The 19,009-nt window shown below is 39.7% G+C and carries 12 protein-coding genes; 5 read left to right on the top strand and 7 right to left on the bottom strand.

Annotation, left to right across the window (positions count from 1 at the left end):
• Nucleotides 1–12: 12 nt before the first annotated feature.
• The 4 genes from ACEXOE_RS17670 to ACEXOE_RS17655 form a co-directional block, all read right to left on the bottom strand.
• The gene (locus tag ACEXOE_RS17670) at nt 13–1,494 is read right to left on the bottom strand and encodes a RagB/SusD family nutrient uptake outer membrane protein (RefSeq protein WP_394750174.1); all 1,482 of its coding nucleotides are present in this window, start codon (nt 1,492–1,494) and stop codon (nt 13–15) included.
• A 14-nt stretch (nt 1,495–1,508) separates the two neighbouring features.
• Entirely contained in the window at nt 1,509–4,991 is a 3,483-nt protein-coding gene (locus ACEXOE_RS17665) for a TonB-dependent receptor (protein WP_394750173.1), read from the bottom strand.
• A 157-nt stretch (nt 4,992–5,148) separates the two neighbouring features.
• Nucleotides 5,149–6,129 carry a FecR family protein gene (locus ACEXOE_RS17660; protein ID WP_394750172.1) on the bottom strand — a complete coding sequence of 327 codons (981 nt, stop codon included), beginning with the start codon at nt 6,127–6,129 and terminating at the stop codon, nt 5,149–5,151.
• 70 nt (nt 6,130–6,199) lie between these two features.
• The gene (locus ACEXOE_RS17655) at nt 6,200–6,769 is read right to left on the bottom strand and encodes an RNA polymerase sigma-70 factor (protein WP_394750171.1); all 570 of its coding nucleotides are present in this window, start codon (nt 6,767–6,769) and stop codon (nt 6,200–6,202) included.
• A 424-nt stretch (nt 6,770–7,193) separates the two neighbouring features.
• On the opposite strand from ACEXOE_RS17655, the gene der reads away from it, so the two are divergent.
• Nucleotides 7,194–8,495, top strand: a complete 1,302-nt coding sequence (der, locus tag ACEXOE_RS17650; protein ID WP_394750170.1) for a ribosome biogenesis GTPase Der — start codon at nt 7,194–7,196, stop codon at nt 8,493–8,495.
• 157 nt (nt 8,496–8,652) lie between these two features.
• Nucleotides 8,653–11,430 carry an outer membrane beta-barrel protein gene (locus tag ACEXOE_RS17645; RefSeq protein WP_394750169.1) on the top strand — a complete coding sequence of 926 codons (2,778 nt, stop codon included), beginning with the start codon at nt 8,653–8,655 and terminating at the stop codon, nt 11,428–11,430.
• Nucleotides 11,431–11,464: 34 nt separating this feature from the next.
• Here the strand turns inward: ACEXOE_RS17645 and ACEXOE_RS17640 are convergent, their stop codons facing one another.
• Together ACEXOE_RS17640 and ACEXOE_RS17635 are read right to left on the bottom strand one after the other, a co-directional pair.
• Nucleotides 11,465–11,794, bottom strand: a complete 330-nt coding sequence (locus tag ACEXOE_RS17640; RefSeq protein WP_394750168.1) for a MerR family transcriptional regulator — start codon at nt 11,792–11,794, stop codon at nt 11,465–11,467.
• Nucleotides 11,794–12,771 carry a M23 family metallopeptidase gene (locus tag ACEXOE_RS17635; protein ID WP_394750167.1) on the bottom strand — a complete coding sequence of 326 codons (978 nt, stop codon included), beginning with the start codon at nt 12,769–12,771 and terminating at the stop codon, nt 11,794–11,796. The genes ACEXOE_RS17640 and ACEXOE_RS17635 overlap by 1 nt, the downstream gene beginning before the upstream one ends.
• A 194-nt stretch (nt 12,772–12,965) precedes the next feature.
• Between ACEXOE_RS17635 and alaS the strand changes: the two genes are divergently transcribed.
• From alaS to ACEXOE_RS17620, 3 genes are all read left to right on the top strand, one after another.
• Nucleotides 12,966–15,581 carry an alanine--tRNA ligase gene (gene alaS, locus ACEXOE_RS17630; protein ID WP_394750166.1) on the top strand — a complete coding sequence of 872 codons (2,616 nt, stop codon included), beginning with the start codon at nt 12,966–12,968 and terminating at the stop codon, nt 15,579–15,581.
• Between the two features lie 52 nt (nt 15,582–15,633).
• Complete coding sequence (locus ACEXOE_RS17625; protein WP_394750165.1) at nt 15,634–16,602, top strand: GSCFA domain-containing protein; 969 nt, start codon at nt 15,634–15,636, stop codon at nt 16,600–16,602.
• 164 nt (nt 16,603–16,766) lie between these two features.
• Complete coding sequence (locus ACEXOE_RS17620) at nt 16,767–17,396, top strand: DUF4230 domain-containing protein (RefSeq protein WP_394750164.1); 630 nt, start codon at nt 16,767–16,769, stop codon at nt 17,394–17,396.
• A 67-nt stretch (nt 17,397–17,463) separates the two neighbouring features.
• On the opposite strand, the gene ACEXOE_RS17615 is transcribed toward ACEXOE_RS17620, so the two are convergent.
• Complete coding sequence (locus tag ACEXOE_RS17615) at nt 17,464–18,885, bottom strand: B12-binding domain-containing radical SAM protein (protein ID WP_394750163.1); 1,422 nt, start codon at nt 18,883–18,885, stop codon at nt 17,464–17,466.
• Nucleotides 18,886–19,009 lie beyond the last annotated feature (124 nt).

Genomic DNA, 19,009 nt, shown 5'->3' with positions numbered 1-19,009 from the left:
TTGTAACTTGGACTAATTCTGTACCAATAGCGGGTTGTTATCCAAAGCACTTTGCGGAATTTGCCACTGCCATCTTGGATCTCCCGCAGGCACATCAAAAATAACGGCTAAATTGGCATTGTGGTTTGATCCATTTCTATTCAAAGGAAGGTCCAAACGCTTCAGGTCATAGAACCGAAAACCTTCTCCCCAAAGTTCCCATCGTCGCTGAAGTAAAATCTCATCAATAAGGGCTTGCCCGGTATTGGTAGATAGGGTGTATGACGGGTCTCTAGCGCTTCCCAATTCAAATAGAATGGCGGCAGCTCCAGCATCATCGCCCATATTGGCCCTTGCCTCTGCTTCGATCAGATACATTTCTGAAGCCCTCATATGCGGAACATCCATTCTGCTATCTCCAGTACCTGCAGCGATAAATTTTTGATTGGTAAATGGATGACGGGAATGTCTAGAGGAAATCACTGCTCCTCCCGGTAAATTGGGATGTTCTCCTGTAGGGTCAAAAATTTGTGAACGTACATCTGTAGTGGGAATGGTTGCGTGCAAGGCACTACTGATGGCTTTAGGATTCCCCCGAATATTGGAAGAGCTAAAATTTCTAGAGATAAAAGCACCATAATTTCCAAAAACGTCGGTTTGATCCGCTTGGATAAAACTGCCCCACATCCATTCATCACTAGAGAAATCGCTAAAATTGTTGAAATAGTCATCAAAGGTGAATAAGGTATTTTCTGCTCGCGCCAAAGGTGCGAATTGTGCAGCCATAGCATAATCTCCCTGAACCAACGCTACTCTCGCTTTTAAGCCTTGGGCCACGCTTACATCTAAATGCGATTTATTGGGACGTTGGTAACCTTCCAATAGCGTTATGGCTTCATCCAAATCTGCATGAACCTGTGTGTATACTTCCTCAACTGTAGCTCGTGCCAGAGGCTCTCCGTCCACGGTCAAACGAATGGGAACGCCCAATTGGGTGTTATTTCCTCCGGGCACATAACGTTGTCCATACAATTGTACAATTTGAAAATGGGACCAGGCCCTATAAATCAATGCTTGCCCCACTGCTGCATTGCGATCTGCATCCGGACCTACGGCAGCCGCTGCGCCATTAATAATGGTATTGGCATTTCTAATGTAACGATAATGTGTTCTATACGGGAATAGATCATCGGCATCAAATGAATTGGTATGATCGTTCCATTGATAGGCGTTGATAAAAAAACCATTGGCGCGTCCAGTCATCACATAGTCTTCGCCCAAGGCTTCCATTTGCAACATCATAGCGCCTTGGCCACCTCTTCCCTGACCATTTTGGAAGCGGATATATAAAGCCCTGTGAATTCCGTTCAAAACTAGGAATAAGTTATCTGTGGTGGCCGTCGCAGCATCGGTAGATACCTGATCGGTAGGTTGTTGATCTAAAAAGTCGTCCTCGCAGGCTACGGAAAAGGAGCTTACGCAGATGAGAATAATAATGATGATATATTTTTTCATGATGATTTAATTTTTTAAAATGTCACATTAAGGCCCAAAGAAATTACTCTTGCAGGAGTAAACCTATTGCTCGTAGTACCATCAAAACGGTTCCCGATGTCTTGCCCGGTCCTTCCGGAAACAACAAATAAATTTTCACCCGTAAGGTATATTCTGGCACTTGAAAGTCCTAGATGATCGGTAAGCTGATCGTCCAAGTTATACGAAAGGTTTACTTGGCGTAAAGCCAAGAAATCTGATTTTACAAGGAACCTATCAGATGCTACACCAAAATTGTTCAATTGGCTACTATCTAATCGAGGAATATCTGTAATGTCCCCAGGTTGTTGCCAACGCCTTAGGATATCACGGTGTAAGGCCGTACCAGGCTGTCCTGCCCTTAATAAAGCTGCATAGTTATTGTCAAAGGTATGTCCTCCTAGTTGATAGGTGAATAAAATTCCCAACTCCAATCCTTTATAGGTAAATCTATTGTTGAAGCTTCCAAAAAGATCTGGTACGGCACTGCCCAATTCATCGCGCAAGGCAAAATCGGGATCTATAGTAACTGCAGTCCCATTCACCGTTCTTACTGAGGGGTCATTTGCAGGAGCCAATTCAGGGTCTAAAACAAATAAGGCAGAGCCATCTGCAGGGTCTACTCCGAAGTAATCCCGTACAAAGAAGGAGAAAATATCACCACCAACGCGCAAACGTTGAAGACCAACAATAACTTCTTCTTGTGGCAATTCTGTAATTTCATTGGTCAGTGTCGATGCATTGATGTTGAGGTTCCATCTAAAATCTTCCGTACGAATGATGTCCCCGGATAAATTAATTTCAAATCCTCTATTTTCCATAGCACCGATATTGGATGGAATATTGTCCAAGCCATTTTGTCTCGGTAAGGGCAGGTTGAAAATTAAATTAGAGGATTCCCGAGTATAATACTCCACAGAGCCATTGATTCTGTTGTTGAAAAAACCAAACTCCAAGGCAATGTCCGTTTGGATATTGGTTTCCCATTCTAAATCAAGATTCTCTTCATCCGAGGCTAAGATTCCACCTTCCCCGGCATTGTTGAACCCAAGGTCAAACCTCCCTTGAAATGCATTGATATCCACAAAATCATTTCCAACTTCCCCATAAGAAGCTCTCAATTTTAATTGACTGATCCAAGGGATTTCACTGATGAAATCTTCTTGTTCCAATCGCCATGAACCTCCAACGGAAAAGAAATTACCCCATCTGGCATCTGGAGAAAATCGGGAACTACCATCGCGTCTATAGGAAGCAGAAAGATAGTATTTATCATTGTAGTCGTAATTGACACGGGAAAAATATCCTTCTCGACTATCAATATCGGTCCTGGAACTAAGGTTGGTAGTAGTTACAAAATTATCCAATTCCGTATTCCCGTCTGCAATTTGTTGCATGCGATCCCCTTCAAATCTATTGAATTCCCGCTCATTGCTTTCATGACCTAAAAGTACATTTAGGGAATGTTTTCCAAAATCTTTGGAATAGTTCAGTAATTGATTATAGGTAACACTGGTGGTAATTGTAGACAAACGTTCTGCACGCCCGGCCGGAGCGGCATCTCCAACCACTCTATTTTGTAATTCTTCACTGAAAAAGAAACGCTTGTCCAGTGTGGCATTCATCGTAAAGGTGAAGTTTTTCAGAAAATAAAATTCGGCATAAGTTCTCGCAGAAATAGAATTGATTTCATCAACATCTTGGTTCAGGATGGTTTCCTGTACAATATTTCTACCCGCGGAAGCGCCCACTCTATTATCCCCTAAATCAAATTGCCGCTCTCCTGCGTCGTCTAAAATAAATTCTCCGGTAACGGGGTCATGAAGGAAAACAGGATATATAGGGGCTATGGTCCTTGAACTAAAGAAGGGGTTTACGATACTGTTAGATCCTCCATCATTAGCTTGTTTGGATACCGAAGTAGCATAAGAAAGGTTGATTCCTGTTTTGAACCAATCGTTTAATTTTGAATTGACATTCACACGCCCAGTAATACGTTCAAAATCTGAATTGATGATAAATCCTTGTTCATCCAAATAACTCAATGAGGCAAAGTAATCGGTATTTTCACTTGCTCCGCGATACGAAAAATCTACATTGCTTCTAGTTCCTCCACGAATCAGGGGTTCTTGAAAATCCAAATCATCCGGGAACAACAATTCTGCATTGGGGTTGAGTTGTCCATCTATTCCAACAATTTGATCATTGGGGACGTTGAAAGGATTGGTTCCCAGTTCTCCAAAGATTTCATCCGAAGCACGTTGATTGGCTTCGGCCACAGGAACATTCCCGGAAATGGAAAGGCTATTTCTTAGGGCCTCCCATAACAAAGGATAATACTCTTGGGCATTAACTCTTTTATATTCAGGGATTGATCTTGAAGTGATACCTTGACTTATATTAAGGCTGAACTGACTTTTTTGCCCGGTCCTTCCTCTTTTAGTAGTAATTAGTACTACTCCGTTACCTGCCCTTGACCCATATAGGGAGGTGGAAGCAGCATCCTTTAATACGGTAATGCTTTCAATATCATTAGAACTTAGACTTGATAAAGAGCCGTCAAACTGTACCCCATCAAGTATAATCAATGGTCCTCTTCCCGCATTTATGGAACCAATACCACGAACACGAATGGCTGGCCCTGAACCTGGTTGACCATTACTCGCGGTCACCTGCACTCCGGGAGAGGCACCATCCAGTACGTTTACTACATTGGTTACGATTCTTTTTTCAATGCTTTCAGCATTTATTTGGGTGGCCGAACCCGTAAAGGATTCTTTTTTGGCAGTACCATAGGCCACAACGATCACTTCCTCCAATGCATTGATATCTTCTTGTAAGGAGACATTGATGACCTTGTCGTCCCCTACCAAAATTTCTTGGGTCACTAAACCTAAGTAGGAAAAAACAAGTACATCTCCCTTTTTGGCGTTGATCTGATAATTTCCGTCAAAATCGGTCTGTGTTCCTGTTGTAGTTCCTTTTATAAGAACTGATGCTCCCGGTAAAGGGCTGCCCAAATTATCTTTGACCGTACCCGTAAGTAGGTCTTGAACAGCTTTTTTGAAAATCGATTGTACATTCTCTATGGGGACACCCTCATCTTTATCGGTTCCCGTATCGGTTTCTTCTACCGTTTTTTTATCCAGAAACTCCATAATGAGGTTTCGCATGGAATCATCGGATTTTGGAAAAAGAATGATTTGTTTTTTAAAAATCTCATACCCTATTTCCGTATTGTCCAGTAAAGATGCTAAAACATCAAGAATTTCCTTATCCCTTACATTTAGGGATTTTTTCTTGGAAACATCTACTAAACTATTGTTGTAAAAGAAACTATATTCGCTTTTCTCCTCAATCTCGGTGAAAATTGTTTTTAACTCTACATTCCTCAGTTTAAGGGTAATGTTCTGTGCATATGCATCCCCCGCAAATAGTTTTGCAATGGTAATACATAGAAGTGCGGTGTAAATTTTCATAATTCTTACTAAAAGAATTTTTGTTGAAAAAAACCTAGAATTGTTTTTTTTCATAATTTTGATTGCTTTTAATTGTTAATCACTTAGGTTAGATCTTTGATAATTAATGATTGAAAAAAGTAGGGAGGGTGTGCCAGCACCCACTCTACTTGCTTTTTTACTTCATATTCAGTACGATTCTTTTTTCTTCTGTAATAGTGTATTCTATCGGTGATGAGATAGTGAGAAGTTTTAGAACTTCATCTAGGGTCAGATTGTCAAATGTTCCGGTGTATTTGTATTCGTGAAGATCTGGGGAGTTAATGGTGAAGTTGGTATTGTATTTGCGTTCTAAATCGCGGATGACTTGTTCCATGGAAGTTTTATTGAAAACGAGCTTTCCTTCCCTCCATGCGGTAACTTCTGAGGTTTCCACTTTTTCTATTTCTAAGTTTTCATCGGATTTATGCAGCACTGCCTTTTGAGAAGGTTCAAGAATTACTGGAGATTCTTTTTCCCGTATGAGTTCAACTTTTCCAGTGACTAAAGTAGTTTCTACCTTTTCGTCATTAGGGTATGATTTTACATTGAAAGAAGTTCCCAAAACCTTAACTTTCATATCGTTGACATTTACGATAAAAGGTTTTTCCTTGTTATGGGCAATATCAAAAAAGCCTTCTCCCACTAAGGTAATTTCCCTGATATCATCCCTGAATTTTTTTGGATAGGTCAACTCACTATCCACATTTAAAAGGACAACACTGCCATCGGGAAGCGTAATTTCCTTTTTTAGCCCGTTTTCCGTGTTTACATGGATAAAGGCATCTGCTAGCTCAGCTGGAGTATTGCTCCGGGATGATGTGCTATTGGTGTAATTGTAATAGCCCGCCAACATCACGAACAATACTAAGGATGCTGCGGTAACAGAAGAAATATAGGTTAGTTTTTTCTTCCTTGATTTTTTGCGATTAAAGGCCTCATACTTTGAAGCAACGGTGCCGCTGGACACATTTTTTAGGGTGCCAGCGACATACTTTGCCTTCAAAAGACTGAATGTTTTTTGATTAGATGAATTTTCTTTTAGCCATGAATAAATAGCCTGTTTTTCAGCAGCAGTGGCCTTACCATCAAGATACTTTTTAAGGGCTTTTTCTTCCATATTCTAAATGTGTCCTTTACTTATAGGACGCATAAAAAAGAAAGTACCACTAGTTAAAAGTTAATTTTTTTTAAAAAAGCGTTAAAAATTCCCTTAAATGAAGTCGCATGTGCTTTAAAGCTTTGGAAATATGATTCTCTACCGTGTTGATGGAAATGTTTAATTCTTCTGAGATGTCACGTTGTTTTAGGCCTTCTACTCGACTCTTAATAAACACGTTGCGACATTTTTCCGGAAGCAGGTCAATGGCAATTTTAATTTGCGCTTCCAACTCCTTTTCAATGAGTAGGGAAGCTACATCATCTTTTAATGAAACATAATTGATCCAATCTTCTTTTTGATCAAAACTGTCGTACAGTCGAACCCTTGATTTGTTTTTTCTTAAAAAATCCAAACAAGAATTTCTAACCGTGGTATACAGATACCCATTGATGTTAGCATCAATTTTCTTTCGTTTCTTCCAGACTTTAAGGAAAGTGTCTTGCACAATCTCTTCTGCTTCCTCAAGATTGGATACATACCCCTTGGCCACATGGAGTAACCGGTTATAGTATAATTCATAAAGGGCTTCAAATGCTTTGTCATCGCCTTTATGAAGAAGTTCTATAAAAATAGCGTTATCGATTTTTAAGCTATTCATGGGGGTATTTAAATTAGATTGATAATATAAACTTAATAAAAAATTAATAGGTATTTATTTTTTTGCCCAAAATCTATCTTTTGACTCCATTTATTTCGTAATTACTTTTTTATGCCCTGAAATAATTGAAAAATCGCATCAAAATTTTGAATTCTATGCATTTTTAATTTTTAGAATAGATGGGGAAATCATGAATCCGTTGCGGATTTATTATTGATTTTTTCTGTCCCAGAAAGAAAAAAGGGCAATGGAAATACAGTGTTCAAGGTATAGTAAATACACGAAAATAACGGGCTCTGTACAAGGGATATTTTTAGGAATATGGATGGAAAGGTGTCATTGTTCCTGGTGAAGGTTTATAATGTGTCACAGATTTCGCGATGTTGTGCCATTTAGCGTATCTTTGCCGCTCAAATTCAAGACTATGGGCGCTATTGTAGCCATTGTGGGAAGGCCAAATGTGGGGAAATCCACTTTTTTTAACCGATTGATACAACGTCGCGAAGCTATCGTAGATGCAGTGAGTGGTGTGACCAGGGATCGTCATTACGGTAAAAGTGATTGGAATGGAAAGGAATTTTCGTTGATCGATACCGGAGGTTACGTTGTGGGAAGCGATGATGTTTTTGAACAGGAAATTGATAAGCAGGTGGAGTTGGCCATCGATGAAGCAGATGCCATCATCTTCATGGTAGATGTAGAATCGGGGATTACAGGGATGGATGAAGATGTATCGCGCCTGTTAAGAAAATCCAAGAAACCTGTCTTTTTGGCCATTAACAAGGTGGATAATGCCAAGCGAGCAGAGGATGCCGTGGAATTTTATGCCTTGGGATTGGGCGATTATTATACCATTTCCAGTATCAACGGAAGTGGAACAGGGGAATTATTGGATGCCTTGGTAGAGGTATTGCCGCAGCATGAAGAAGAAGAGGAAGAACTACCGCGTTTTGCCGTTGTGGGAAGGCCCAATGCTGGAAAGTCTTCGTTTATCAATGCGTTGATCGGGGAGGATCGATATATAGTTACCGATATTGCCGGGACAACCCGGGATAGTAACGATACGAAATACAATCGTTTTGGGTTTGAATTTAATCTTGTGGATACCGCAGGAATTCGCAGAAAGGCCAAAGTGAAGGAAGATCTGGAATTTTACTCGGTCATGCGATCTATCCGGGCCATAGAACATAGCGATGTATGTATCCTTCTTCTGGATGCGACGCGAGGTTTTGATGGACAGGTAGAAAACATTTTTTGGTTGGTACAGCGCAACAATAAGGGTATTGTGATTCTGGTAAACAAATGGGATCTGGTGGAAAAAGATACCCAAGCGGCCAAGGAATATACCCAACGTATTCAACAAGCCATAGCACCTTTTACCGATGTGCCCATCCTCTTTATATCTGCATTGAACAAGCAGCGTATTTTTAAAGCCGTGGAAACCGCCGTTCACGTCTATGAGAATCGCAGTAGAAAGATACCTACCAGTAAATTCAATGATGTGATGTTGCCTATCATTGAGCACAATCCGCCCCCAGCTTACAAGGGAAAGTATGTGAAGATCAAATATTGTATGCAATTACCAACAGAGTATCCCCAATTTGCATTCTTTTGTAATCTCCCCCAATATGTGCGGGATCCCTATAAGCGTTTTTTAGAGAATAAATTGCGTGAAAATTTTGATTTTAATGGTGTTCCCATTAAAGTGTTTATGCGTAAAAAGTAAATTTTGATGTCCTAAAAAGGCTAAAATAGCCTGATTTTTATTTTCTATAAAAAAGAAAGAAAAAAATCCTAAAGTTGTGTTAAGCATGGTCGCAGTCTTGCGGTAAAAGTTATTTTTACGGCACCAAACATCAAATAATCAAAAGACGAGTAACTTCATGTTAAAAGCACTTCCGAGCCTGATATGTGCACTATTGCTCTGTGCCGTTTCATCAGCCCAAGAATTTCATATCACTGGTAAACTTGTTGACGAGATTTCCCAAAAGCCATTGGAGGCGGCAACCATTTATGTAGAATCTATTCAGGACAGTACGTTGATTTCCTATACCATATCCGATTCAAATGGTTTTTTTGAATTGGAGGGGAAGACAAAACAGGAAAAAGCAAATCTCTTTTTTACGTTCAACGGCTATAAAACCTTAAAAATGACCTTTGACTTAAAGAAGGAAATAGATTTGGGAACCGTGAAAATGGATGAGCAGGTGGAAGAGTTGAAAGGAGTGCAGGTGACGGGTGAGCGTACGCCGATCACGGTAAAAAAAGATACCCTGGAGTTCAATGCAGATTCCTTTAAAACCCGACCGGATGCCACTGTGGAAGATGTGCTGAAAAAATTGCCGGGTGTTGAGGTGGATAATGAAGGGAAGATTACCGTAAATGGCAAAGAAGTAAATCAGGTTTTGGTCAATGGGCAAGTGTTTTTTAGCAATGATCCCAAAGTTGCGACCAAAAGTCTGCCCAAGGAAATCATTAGTAAAATACAGATTACCAACACCAAAACAAAAGAAGAGGAATTTAGTGGGGATGAAGGTGATGGGGAGAATAAAACCATCAATCTTACCATCAAAGAAGATAAAAACAAAGGCTATTTGGGTAGGGTCAGCGCAGGCTATGGTACGGACGAGCGCTATCAGGCCAATGGACTACTGAATTACTTTGATAATAAAGAACGCTTTAGTGTATTGGGAAGCAGTAATAACATCAACAACCCGGGTTTTTCTTTTGACGAAATTTATGACCTTGTAGGAAACAGTGGTACAAGAAGTGTTTCTGTTAGTGACAATGGTGGGTTTTCCATAGGAAACCTCTCTTTTGGATTTGGTCAAGGGATTACCACTTCCAGTGTTTTGGGAGCCAGTTATGCCAATCAAAAGAAGGATGTTTATGAAGTTAATGGGAATTACTTCTATTCCAATAGCGATTCTTTTAATGATCAGAGAACATCGCGGGAAAATATTTTGCCCGATGGACGGTTTTTTACGGATACCGAATCCATCTTTAATGGAATTACCAACACCCATCAGCTGAGTGGGCAATTTGAATATGATATTGATAAGACCTTGCGTATTTCCATTGAACCAGGACTTACTATCAATAATACCAATTCAGAGAATCAGAGTACCACGGTTTCCACCGATGAGAATCAAGCTGTTATTAATCAGAATGAAACCCTTACCTTGGATGATAACGAACAGCGTAATTTTTCCAACAACCTTAGAGTCTTTAAAAAACTGGATACCCTAGGGAGTTATGTTCGTTTTTCCTTCGACAATAGAAACATAAAGAACGAATCCCGTTCGGATTTAAATACGCTTCAAGAAGTTTTTGGCACAACGCCCAGTAGTGAGGCCAGAAATCAGCGTACCAATCAGGATAATAGTAATGATTTTTATGAGTTGGGAGTATCTTACAGGCAGTCTTTGGGCAATAAGTTCTTTTTGGATTTGGAATATGAATACCGTAATAGAACACAGGACAATGAACGTTTGGTTTTTGATTTTGACCCGGCTACAGGTCAATTTTCGAACTTCAACGACCTTTTAAGCTCTGATTTCAACTTTACCAATGCCCAACAAAGGCCATCTCTAGGGTTTAGACGAAGAGGAAAGAAGTTTAGCTTTAGAATAAGGGCCGATTATATCAATACCAATTTAGATAATCAGGATATCTTACAGAATACCTCCTTTTCCAATGGATATGACAATCTCCTTTTTGGGGGATCCCTTTCTTATCAAATCTCTAGAAGTAAAAGCCTTTCTTTCTTTTACAATTCCAATCTGAGTGTTCCCTCGGTAAATCAATTGCAACCAATTCCAAATGTCAATAATCCTTTGAATATCATTATTGGTAATCCCAATTTAAATCCTTCAATTTCCCGTAGACTCTATCTGAATTATAACAATTATGATTGGAAAACACGATCTGGTTTCTTTGTGTATGCCAGTGTGGATTTTCAAGACGACCAAGTATCTCCGGTAACTACCACAGATGCAGATTTTTTAAGAACAACGCGTTATGTCAACGTAGATGGCAATTATAACGCCTATGGCGGGGCCAGCTACTCCAAACAAATAAAGAAGGATAGTGTTTTTACCGCTAAATTTAACTTTAGACCCTTCTTTAACCTTAATAAAAATGTAGGTTTTACCAATGGGGAACGTTTGGAGACGAAACAATTTAGAATTACCCCAAGAGTAAGTACTTCCTTTAATTTTAGGGAAGTAGTGGAAGTAGAACCGGAATATTCGATAACTTTTAATAACACTACCTATAATCTGGATATCGCCGGTTTGGATGATATTAATTTTATATCGCATAATGTGGGATTGAAAACAACGACCTATTGGCCCAAGAACATTGTTTGGGGAAACGATATCAATTACAATTACAACGGAAACGTAGGGCCAGGTTTTGACAAGGACGCCTTATTTTGGAACATGAGTTTGGGCTATCAATTCTTAAAAAAGAATGCCACATTAAAAGTGTTGGCCTATGACTTATTGAACCAAAATATCAACACCAGACGTACTACTGGGGTCGATTTTATACAGGATTTTCAAGGGACGGTATTGCAACGTTATTTTATGCTGAGCTTTACCTTTAAGTTTGATCAGTTTGGCGGGAAGAAATCCAGAAATTCCGGGTTTAGTTTTTAAGCAATGAGTTTAAAAGACGTTATTTGGTGCCAATTTACAACTGCCCTTTAATTTTGATAAGCTCCGCTTTTACTTTTTCCAGTTTTTGAATTACTTCAAATTTGGACATGCTTTTGGACTTTTCTTCCTTTAAATGAATTTTAGCCCCTTCCAATGTAAAGCCCCGCTCTTTGACCAAGTGGTAGATGAGCTGTAAGTTTTTAATATCCTGAGGGGTAAATTTACGATTGCCCTTGGCATTTTTCTTTGGCTTGAGCGCATCAAATTCTTTTTCCCAAAAACGAATCAAAGAAGTGTTTACCCCAAAAGCTTTGGCGACTTCGCCAATACCATAATATCGTTTTTCTGGGAGTTCAATATGCATTAATCTAAAGATTGGTTTTCTTGTTTCGCATATCTCAACATATTCTCAAATTCTTCTGGAGATAAACTGCCGTAGTAGAAATTTATAGGATTGATGCGATCTTTGTCTTTCCAAACTTCATAATGCAAATGCGGCGCTTGGGAACGTCCTGTATTCCCTACAAAACCAATAAGATCTCCCCGTTTTACCTTCTGCCCCTTCTTTACATTATACTTGCTCAAATGGGCATATAGACTCATATAGCCATAGCCGTGTTCAATACGGATATGTTTTCCAAAGCCGGAAGAGCGATTATCGGCTCGGGTAACCTTTCCATCTCCAGTAGCATAGACGGGAACCCCTCTCGGTGCTGTAAAGTCCATGCCGTTGTGTTTCTTTCTGGCTTTGGTAAATGGATCAGATCGCCAACCATAACCAGAGGCCATTCGCGTTAAATCCTGATTTTTAATGGGCTGTATAGCTGGTATTGCCGCAAGCAATTTTTCTTTTTCTGCCGCCAATCTCTTTATTTCATCTAGGGAAATGGACTGTATGGCCATTTGCTTCTTGATGCGGTCTACGCGTTTGCGTGTAGCGATAATAGCATCTGAATTGTTAAACCCTTCAAGGGATTTGTACCTGTTAATTCCCCCAAAACCTGCTTTGCGCTGTTCTTCGGGAATGGGATTGGCTTCAAAATACAAACGATAAATATTATTGTCCCGCTCGGCCAGATTATCCAAAACCTGGGCCATTCGATCCAAATCCTTGTTCAGTATCTCTAATTGAAAATCAGAATTTTTCTTTTCCCGGAGCAAGGATAATTCTCGTGGTGTATTTAATAAATTGGTATTCAGCAATACCGTTAGCCCTAGGAAACCAAAAATGCCCGCACCTAATAAAAACAGAAATATATTTCTATATTTTCTGGATTTTTTAGGTTCTATCTTACGATAAGATAGGGTATCGGGATCGTAATAGTATTTTACCTTAGACATGAATGGATTTTATCCTATTTTTGTGCTTTTATAGTATCAAAACAAACAAATATAAAAATTGTTTTGAATAAACTGTTAAATTTATCAAAAGCTTGTCAGTTTAATTGATGTAAAAGGGGGTAAATCGTTCTACAGTACGGATTTACTCTTTGTTTTATGATGTTGACAAGATACGATTGCAAAACCAAATACCTGTGAAATCTCAAGAAGTAAGAGCTCAGTTTTTAAACTTTTTTAAAGCAAAGGATCATAAGATTGTTGCTTCTGCCCCCATGGTCATTAAAGATGATCCCACTCTCATGTTTACCAATGCCGGTATGAACCAGTTTAAGGAATTCTTTCTGGGCAATACCATTTCTAAAAACTCCCGTATTTCGGATACGCAAAAATGCCTTCGCGTAAGTGGAAAACACAATGATTTGGAGGAAGTGGGAATGGATACCTACCACCATACCATGTTTGAAATGTTGGGAAATTGGAGTTTTGGGGATTATTTTAAAAAAGAAGCGATACAATGGGCTTGGGAACTGCTGACCGAAGTGTACGGGATAGATAAAGATAGTCTGTATGTATCTGTTTTTGAAGGAAGCAATGATGCAGATAAATTGGACATGGACCAAGAGGCCTATAATCTGTGGAAGGCTATTGTTCCCGTGGATCGAATCATCATGGGGAATAAAAAAGATAATTTTTGGGAAATGGGGGATCAAGGTCCTTGTGGTCCTTGCTCTGAAATTCATGTGGATATTCGCTCCAAAGCCGAAAAAGCCAAAGTTTCCGGAGCCAGCTTAGTCAATAAAGATCATCCGGAAGTGGTGGAAATCTGGAACCTGGTCTTTATGCAATATAATCGTAGGGCCAATGGTTCATTGGAGTCCTTGCCAGAAAAGCATGTGGATACCGGAATGGGTTTTGAGCGACTTTGCATGGTGTTGCAGGGTGTGCAATCCAACTATGATACCGATGTGTTTACTCCAATTATTCGAGAAATAGAAACCATTACAAATTCCAAATATGGCGATGATGAAAAAGTAAACATTGCCATCCGTGTTATTGCAGATCATATTAGAGCGGTGGCCTTTTCCATCGCAGACGGACAACTGCCCAGCAATAATGGAGCAGGCTATGTTATTCGCCGTATATTGAGAAGAGCCATCCGATACGGCTATACCTTCTTAGGAACAAGGGAGCCGTTTATGTACCGCCTTGTACAAGTGCTTACAGAAACGATGGGGGTTGCGTTCCCGGAATTGAAAGAGCAGCATCAATTAATTGAAAATGTAGTCAAAGAGGAAGAACATTCTTTCTTGCGTACGCTGGCCCAAGGGTTGATGCTCTTGGAGAGTATGTTGGGTAGCATTCAAGGAAAACAATTGGAGGGAGGAAAGGCATTTGAATTATATGATACCTATGGCTTCCCCAAAGATTTAACCGCACTAATATTAGGTGAAAAAGGCTATACTCTGGATCAGAAAGGTTTTGATGCGGCCATGCAGCAGCAAAAAAACCGTTCTCGTTCGGCTTCGGAAGTTTCTAAAGAAGATTGGACGGTATTACAACAAGATATTACACAAGAGTTTGTGGGGTATGATGTCTTGGAGAGTCAAGTGAAATTGGTAAAATATAGAAAAGTCACCTCTAAAAAGGAAGGAGAGCAATATCAATTGGTATTCAATCTCACCCCGTTCTATGCGGAAGGAGGAGGACAAGTGGGAGATAAAGGGTATTTGGAAGTGCCCAATGGTGATGTCGTCTATATTTTGGATACTAAAAAAGAGAATAATGAGATTATTCATATTGCCAAAAACCTCCCCAAGCATTTAAATGAAACACTAAAAGCGGTTGTAGATAAAAAACAACGTCAGCGAACAGAGCGGAACCATACGGCGACGCATCTGTTGCACCAGGCATTGCGGGAAATTTTGGGGACCCATGTGGAACAAAAAGGGTCCGCGGTGCATTCCAAATATTTACGATTTGATTTTTCCCATTTTTCAAAATTGACGGTCGATGAGCTACGCGAAGTAGAAAACTTTGTTAATGCGAGGATTGAAGGGCAGTTGCCTTTGGAGGAATCGCGCAATGTTCCCATGCAAGAAGCCATGGATCAAGGTGCCATGGCGCTGTTTGGTGAAAAATATGGAGATGCCGTACGCACCATACGCTTTGGACAGTCTATAGAATTATGCGGAGGCACCCATGTGAAGAATACGGGGGATATCTGGCACTTTAAAATAAAGTCAGAAGGAGCTGTTGCCGCCGGAATCCGTAGGATTGAAGCGATAACTTCAGATGCGGTAAAAGATTTTTATTTTGAAAACAATAGGGTCTTGTTTGAAATCAAAGATTTGTTGAACAATAGCAAAGATCCGGTAAAGTCGGTTACCGTCCTCCAAGAAGAGAATGCCAAACTTAAAAAACAGATCGAAGGGCTGTTAAAGGATAAGGCCAAAAACTTAAAAGGAACGTTGCAAAATGAATTGGAAGAAGTCAATGGGGTGCAATTTCTGGCTAAAAAAGTAGATTTGAATGCAGCCGCTATCAAAGATCTTTCCTTTGAAATGGGGGCAAATAAGGAAAACCTTTTTGTATTGCTAGCTACCGATCAAAATGGAAAAGCATTGTTGTCCTGTTATATTTCCAAGGAATTGGTAGCTGCGAAAAATTTAAACGCAGGAACCATTGTAAGGGAATTGGGGAAATATATTCAAGGCGGCGGAGGCGGACAAGCCTTCTTTGCTACTGCAGGAGGTAAGAACCCGGCTGGGATAGGAGAAGCCCTGGAAAAAGCAAAAAGTTATTTGGTATAGGAAAATAGCTTGATCAATGATCTTCATGAATTGACCTTGAAAATACAGATGAATGCAATTACAAACCCAAATTCCGTTACAGCAAGAAGCAGGGCAGATTGACTATGGCAGTCAGCTGTTGTTACTAGGTTCTTGTTTTGTGACCAATATTGGGGAAAAATTAGCCTATTATAAATTTCAGCATACCTGCAACCCTTTTGGTATCCTTTTTCATCCTTTGGCCATTGAAAATGTCATAGAAAGAGCTTTGGCACAAAAAGAATATACTGAAGAGGAGACTTTTCTGTTCAATGAACGCTGGCATTGTTACGACGCCCATTCTGAGCTTAGTGCGGCCTCTCAAGATGTATTGGTAGCTTCCCTTAACCAAGCATTGAAGCGCATTCATGAAAAAATAATGGAAGCCACGCATCTATGCATTACCCTTGGGACCGCATGGGCCTATAGAAACAAGGAAACAGGTGGGTTTGTGGCCAATTGTCATAAAGTGCCCCAGAAATACTTTACTAAGGAGTTGGTTTCCGTAGATAAAATTACTGCAAGTATTACAGGAATGTTGGAGAATATCCGAAAGGTGAATCCAAAAGCACAGTGCATATTTACCGTTTCTCCCGTACGGCATCTAAAAGACGGATTTGTGGAAAATCAACGCAGTAAGGGGCATTTAATCGTCGGTCTACACCAAGCATTGGAAAATGGGAACCACACAAAGAATGACCATTGCTCCTATTTCCCCTCCTATGAAATTATGATGGACGAATTGCGGGATTATCGCTTTTATGCTGCTGATATGATACACCCCAATACGGTAGCCATAGATTATATTTGGGAGAAGTTTAAGCAAGTGTGGATTTCGGAAACTGCATTTCCCGTTATGAAAGAAGTGCGAGCTATTCAAAAAGGATTGCAACATCGGCCTTTCAACCCTGAAACGAAACAACATCAGGATTTTATACGATCGATTCGGACAAAGATTAAAAGACTTCAAGAAGAGTATGCTTTTCTGGAGTTTCAGGGCTAAATCACTTCAATGCTGCGATGAGGAAGCAACGAAGATGGGGAACTAAAAATTGCTTCCCTGAAAGAGATGTTTAAATTTGCTAAGGAGAATGGGTGGCGGATAGATGCGTTCCCAATTTTGCAAGAGAGGAATTTATGATCCGATAATTAGTAACATTTGAGCAAATGAAAAAAGTAGGGGTAGGTATTTTATTGGCAGTAACTGCAATGTTAATTTATCGTTCTTGTACAGATTATCAACAGCGCAAGACCATCCTCCAGGAAAATTCCATGTTGCTACAAGAACAATTGCAGCAGGTGGCCAAACTGGTAGTTACCGAAGGGCATTTTTCTGAAGTATATACCTATAAAGATTCACAAGCCTTGTTTGGGGATTGGATCAGGGCCGACAAGAAAGCTTTGGTTGTCGTCAACGCAGAGGCGCAAGTTAGTTTCGATTTAAAGAAAACCGATATTGTAATAGAGGAAGCTTCTAAAACCGTTTACTTAAAACGTATTCCTGAAGCAGAAATTAAAATTTATCCGGATTTTAAGTACTATGATGTCACTGCAGACTACTTCAATCCTTTTAAAGCTGAAGACTACAATGCCATCAAAGAAAATGTAACCGCTTCCTTAAGACAGAAAGTTGAGGCTTCTTCCTTGCTGAAAAATGCCCAAGACCGATTTATTGCAGAGTTATCCAAATATTATATATTGACCAGTTCCATGGACTGGAAATTGGTATACAAGGATAGAACCATTACGGACCTAGAGAAATTTTTGGAAGAGGAGGGTAATACACTTAGGCCCTAATTCTTATTTCTTAGATTCCATTAAAGGTTAGAATAGTGTCCAAAGGGCATTTGGGTGCTGTTTTGTGTTAGGATAACTGTTTTTCAGGTCGTAAAAGATTAATGATAAACTTTTCTACCGGGAATTTAAAAAGATCCTTTTTACAGCGCCATTGTCCTAATTTTCGCAAGACATAAAAAATGGCACCCCTGTTTTTTCCATACCCTAATTTCATGTAAAACTTAAATGCCTCAAAAAAACGTTCTTTTTCCTTGCTTACCCAAGGTCCGGAAGAACCTATATAATCAAAATCGGCCCACTCTCTTGTGGTTTCAGGTAGTTTGTATCCTTGGGCTACTACATCTTGAGTAATTTGAGACCCGGGATAAGGTTTAAAATAGAAAATAGGAGTTTGGAAACCTGGACTTTTACTACCCAATTTTTTAACCACATCCACTGTTGCATTTACACTTTCAGGAGTTTCGTTTGGAAAGCCAACAATGAATGGGAAAATAACGTCGATGCCCAAATCCTTGCACTTGTCCGCACAATAAAAGACTTGGGTAAGTTTAATATCTTTTTTTAGCCAATCCATCATCTCCTGGGATCCAGATTCTACCCCGATCAATAATCTTCTAAGGCCCGATTTTTTTGAAAGTTCCCATACCTCATCGGAAAGTCGCTCTCCTTGATCGGCACGCATGGTGGCCGCCCAAGAGAATTTAAGTCCGCTGGCAATGAGTTCAGTGCAAAATTCTTCTATTCGATTGGCGTAGGTAAAAAAAGTTTCATCTTGAAAATTAAGATCATCAAACTTATACTTGTCATGATAATAGACAAGATCTTCTATCATCTTCTTTGGAGATATGGCCGAAAACTTGCGTTTGAATACAAAGGGGTCAGCGCAGAAGGCGCATCGGAAAAAGCAGCCAATGGAAGAAATAAAATCGAACTGGCGTTTCCCTTTTTTCTCAAAGTATTTTTCCACATCAATAAGGTCGTAATTTACTCTTGGCATGGAATCCATATCTACAATAGATCTTGGAGGATTTTTTACGGCTTTTTCCCCATTTCTAAAACTGATACCTTTTAATCCTTCCAATGAAGTGTTGGTGTCTAAACGATCTACCAATTCCTTAAAAGTATCTTCGCCCTGTCCCTGTACGGTGATATCAATGAACCTATGTTCTTCAATGGGTTGTGTGGCAAAAAGCGCAGTGTGCCACCCACCCCAAATAACAGGAAGTTCGGGGGCCAATGTTTTTACTTTTTCTGAGATTTCCAATGCATCCTTTATAGGAGCTCCTGTAATTACAGTAACTCCAAAACACAGGGCATCGGTTAGGTGTTGTTGTAACAAGGCTATCGGATTTTCATCAATGCGCCCATCAACAATTATGACCTCGTATTTTTTTGGGTCTAGAACAGAACCAATGGCCAGTAAGGCAAGAGGCATATCAAAAAAAACAGCTTTGGGATTGTAGAGGAGTACTTTCTTTCTATGAGTCATGTAAGCAAATTTTGGCATTCATTAAAATGCGCACTTTTTTTGTGAAAAGGTAAGGAATTTATGGGAACAAAGCCAATGAGGAGGCTTAAAGCTTGGAGATGTTAAATTTTAAAATGTTTTTCTA

Origin of the sequence: Spongiimicrobium salis, from assembly GCF_043678055.1 — a bacterium.
In the GTDB taxonomy this organism is placed as follows: Bacteria; Bacteroidota; Bacteroidia; order Flavobacteriales; family Flavobacteriaceae; genus Spongiimicrobium; species Spongiimicrobium salis.
The sequence above is the reverse complement of the archived record's forward strand: the minus strand, read 5'-3'. Positions and strand labels throughout refer to the sequence as shown.

Excerpts from the sequence above, each read along its gene's own strand:
- ACEXOE_RS17645 (WP_394750169.1), top strand. The coding sequence starts at position 8,653 with ATGTTAAAAGCACTTCCGAGCCTGATATGTGCACTATTGCTCTGTGCC.
- ACEXOE_RS17625 (WP_394750165.1), top strand. The coding sequence starts at position 15,634 with ATGCAATTACAAACCCAAATTCCGTTACAGCAAGAAGCAGGGCAGATT.
- ACEXOE_RS17615 (WP_394750163.1), bottom strand. The coding sequence starts at position 18,885 with ATGACTCATAGAAAGAAAGTACTCCTCTACAATCCCAAAGCTGTTTTT.
- ACEXOE_RS17665 (WP_394750173.1), bottom strand. The coding sequence starts at position 4,991 with ATGAAAATTTACACCGCACTTCTATGTATTACCATTGCAAAACTATTT.
- ACEXOE_RS17640 (WP_394750168.1), bottom strand. The coding sequence starts at position 11,794 with ATGCATATTGAACTCCCAGAAAAACGATATTATGGTATTGGCGAAGTC.
- ACEXOE_RS17635 (WP_394750167.1), bottom strand. The coding sequence starts at position 12,771 with ATGTCTAAGGTAAAATACTATTACGATCCCGATACCCTATCTTATCGT.
- ACEXOE_RS17670 (WP_394750174.1), bottom strand. The coding sequence starts at position 1,494 with ATGAAAAAATATATCATCATTATTATTCTCATCTGCGTAAGCTCCTTT.
- ACEXOE_RS17620 (WP_394750164.1), top strand. The coding sequence starts at position 16,767 with ATGAAAAAAGTAGGGGTAGGTATTTTATTGGCAGTAACTGCAATGTTA.
- ACEXOE_RS17660 (WP_394750172.1), bottom strand. The coding sequence starts at position 6,129 with ATGGAAGAAAAAGCCCTTAAAAAGTATCTTGATGGTAAGGCCACTGCT.
- ACEXOE_RS17655 (WP_394750171.1), bottom strand. The coding sequence starts at position 6,769 with ATGAATAGCTTAAAAATCGATAACGCTATTTTTATAGAACTTCTTCAT.
- der (WP_394750170.1), top strand. The coding sequence starts at position 7,194 with ATGGGCGCTATTGTAGCCATTGTGGGAAGGCCAAATGTGGGGAAATCC.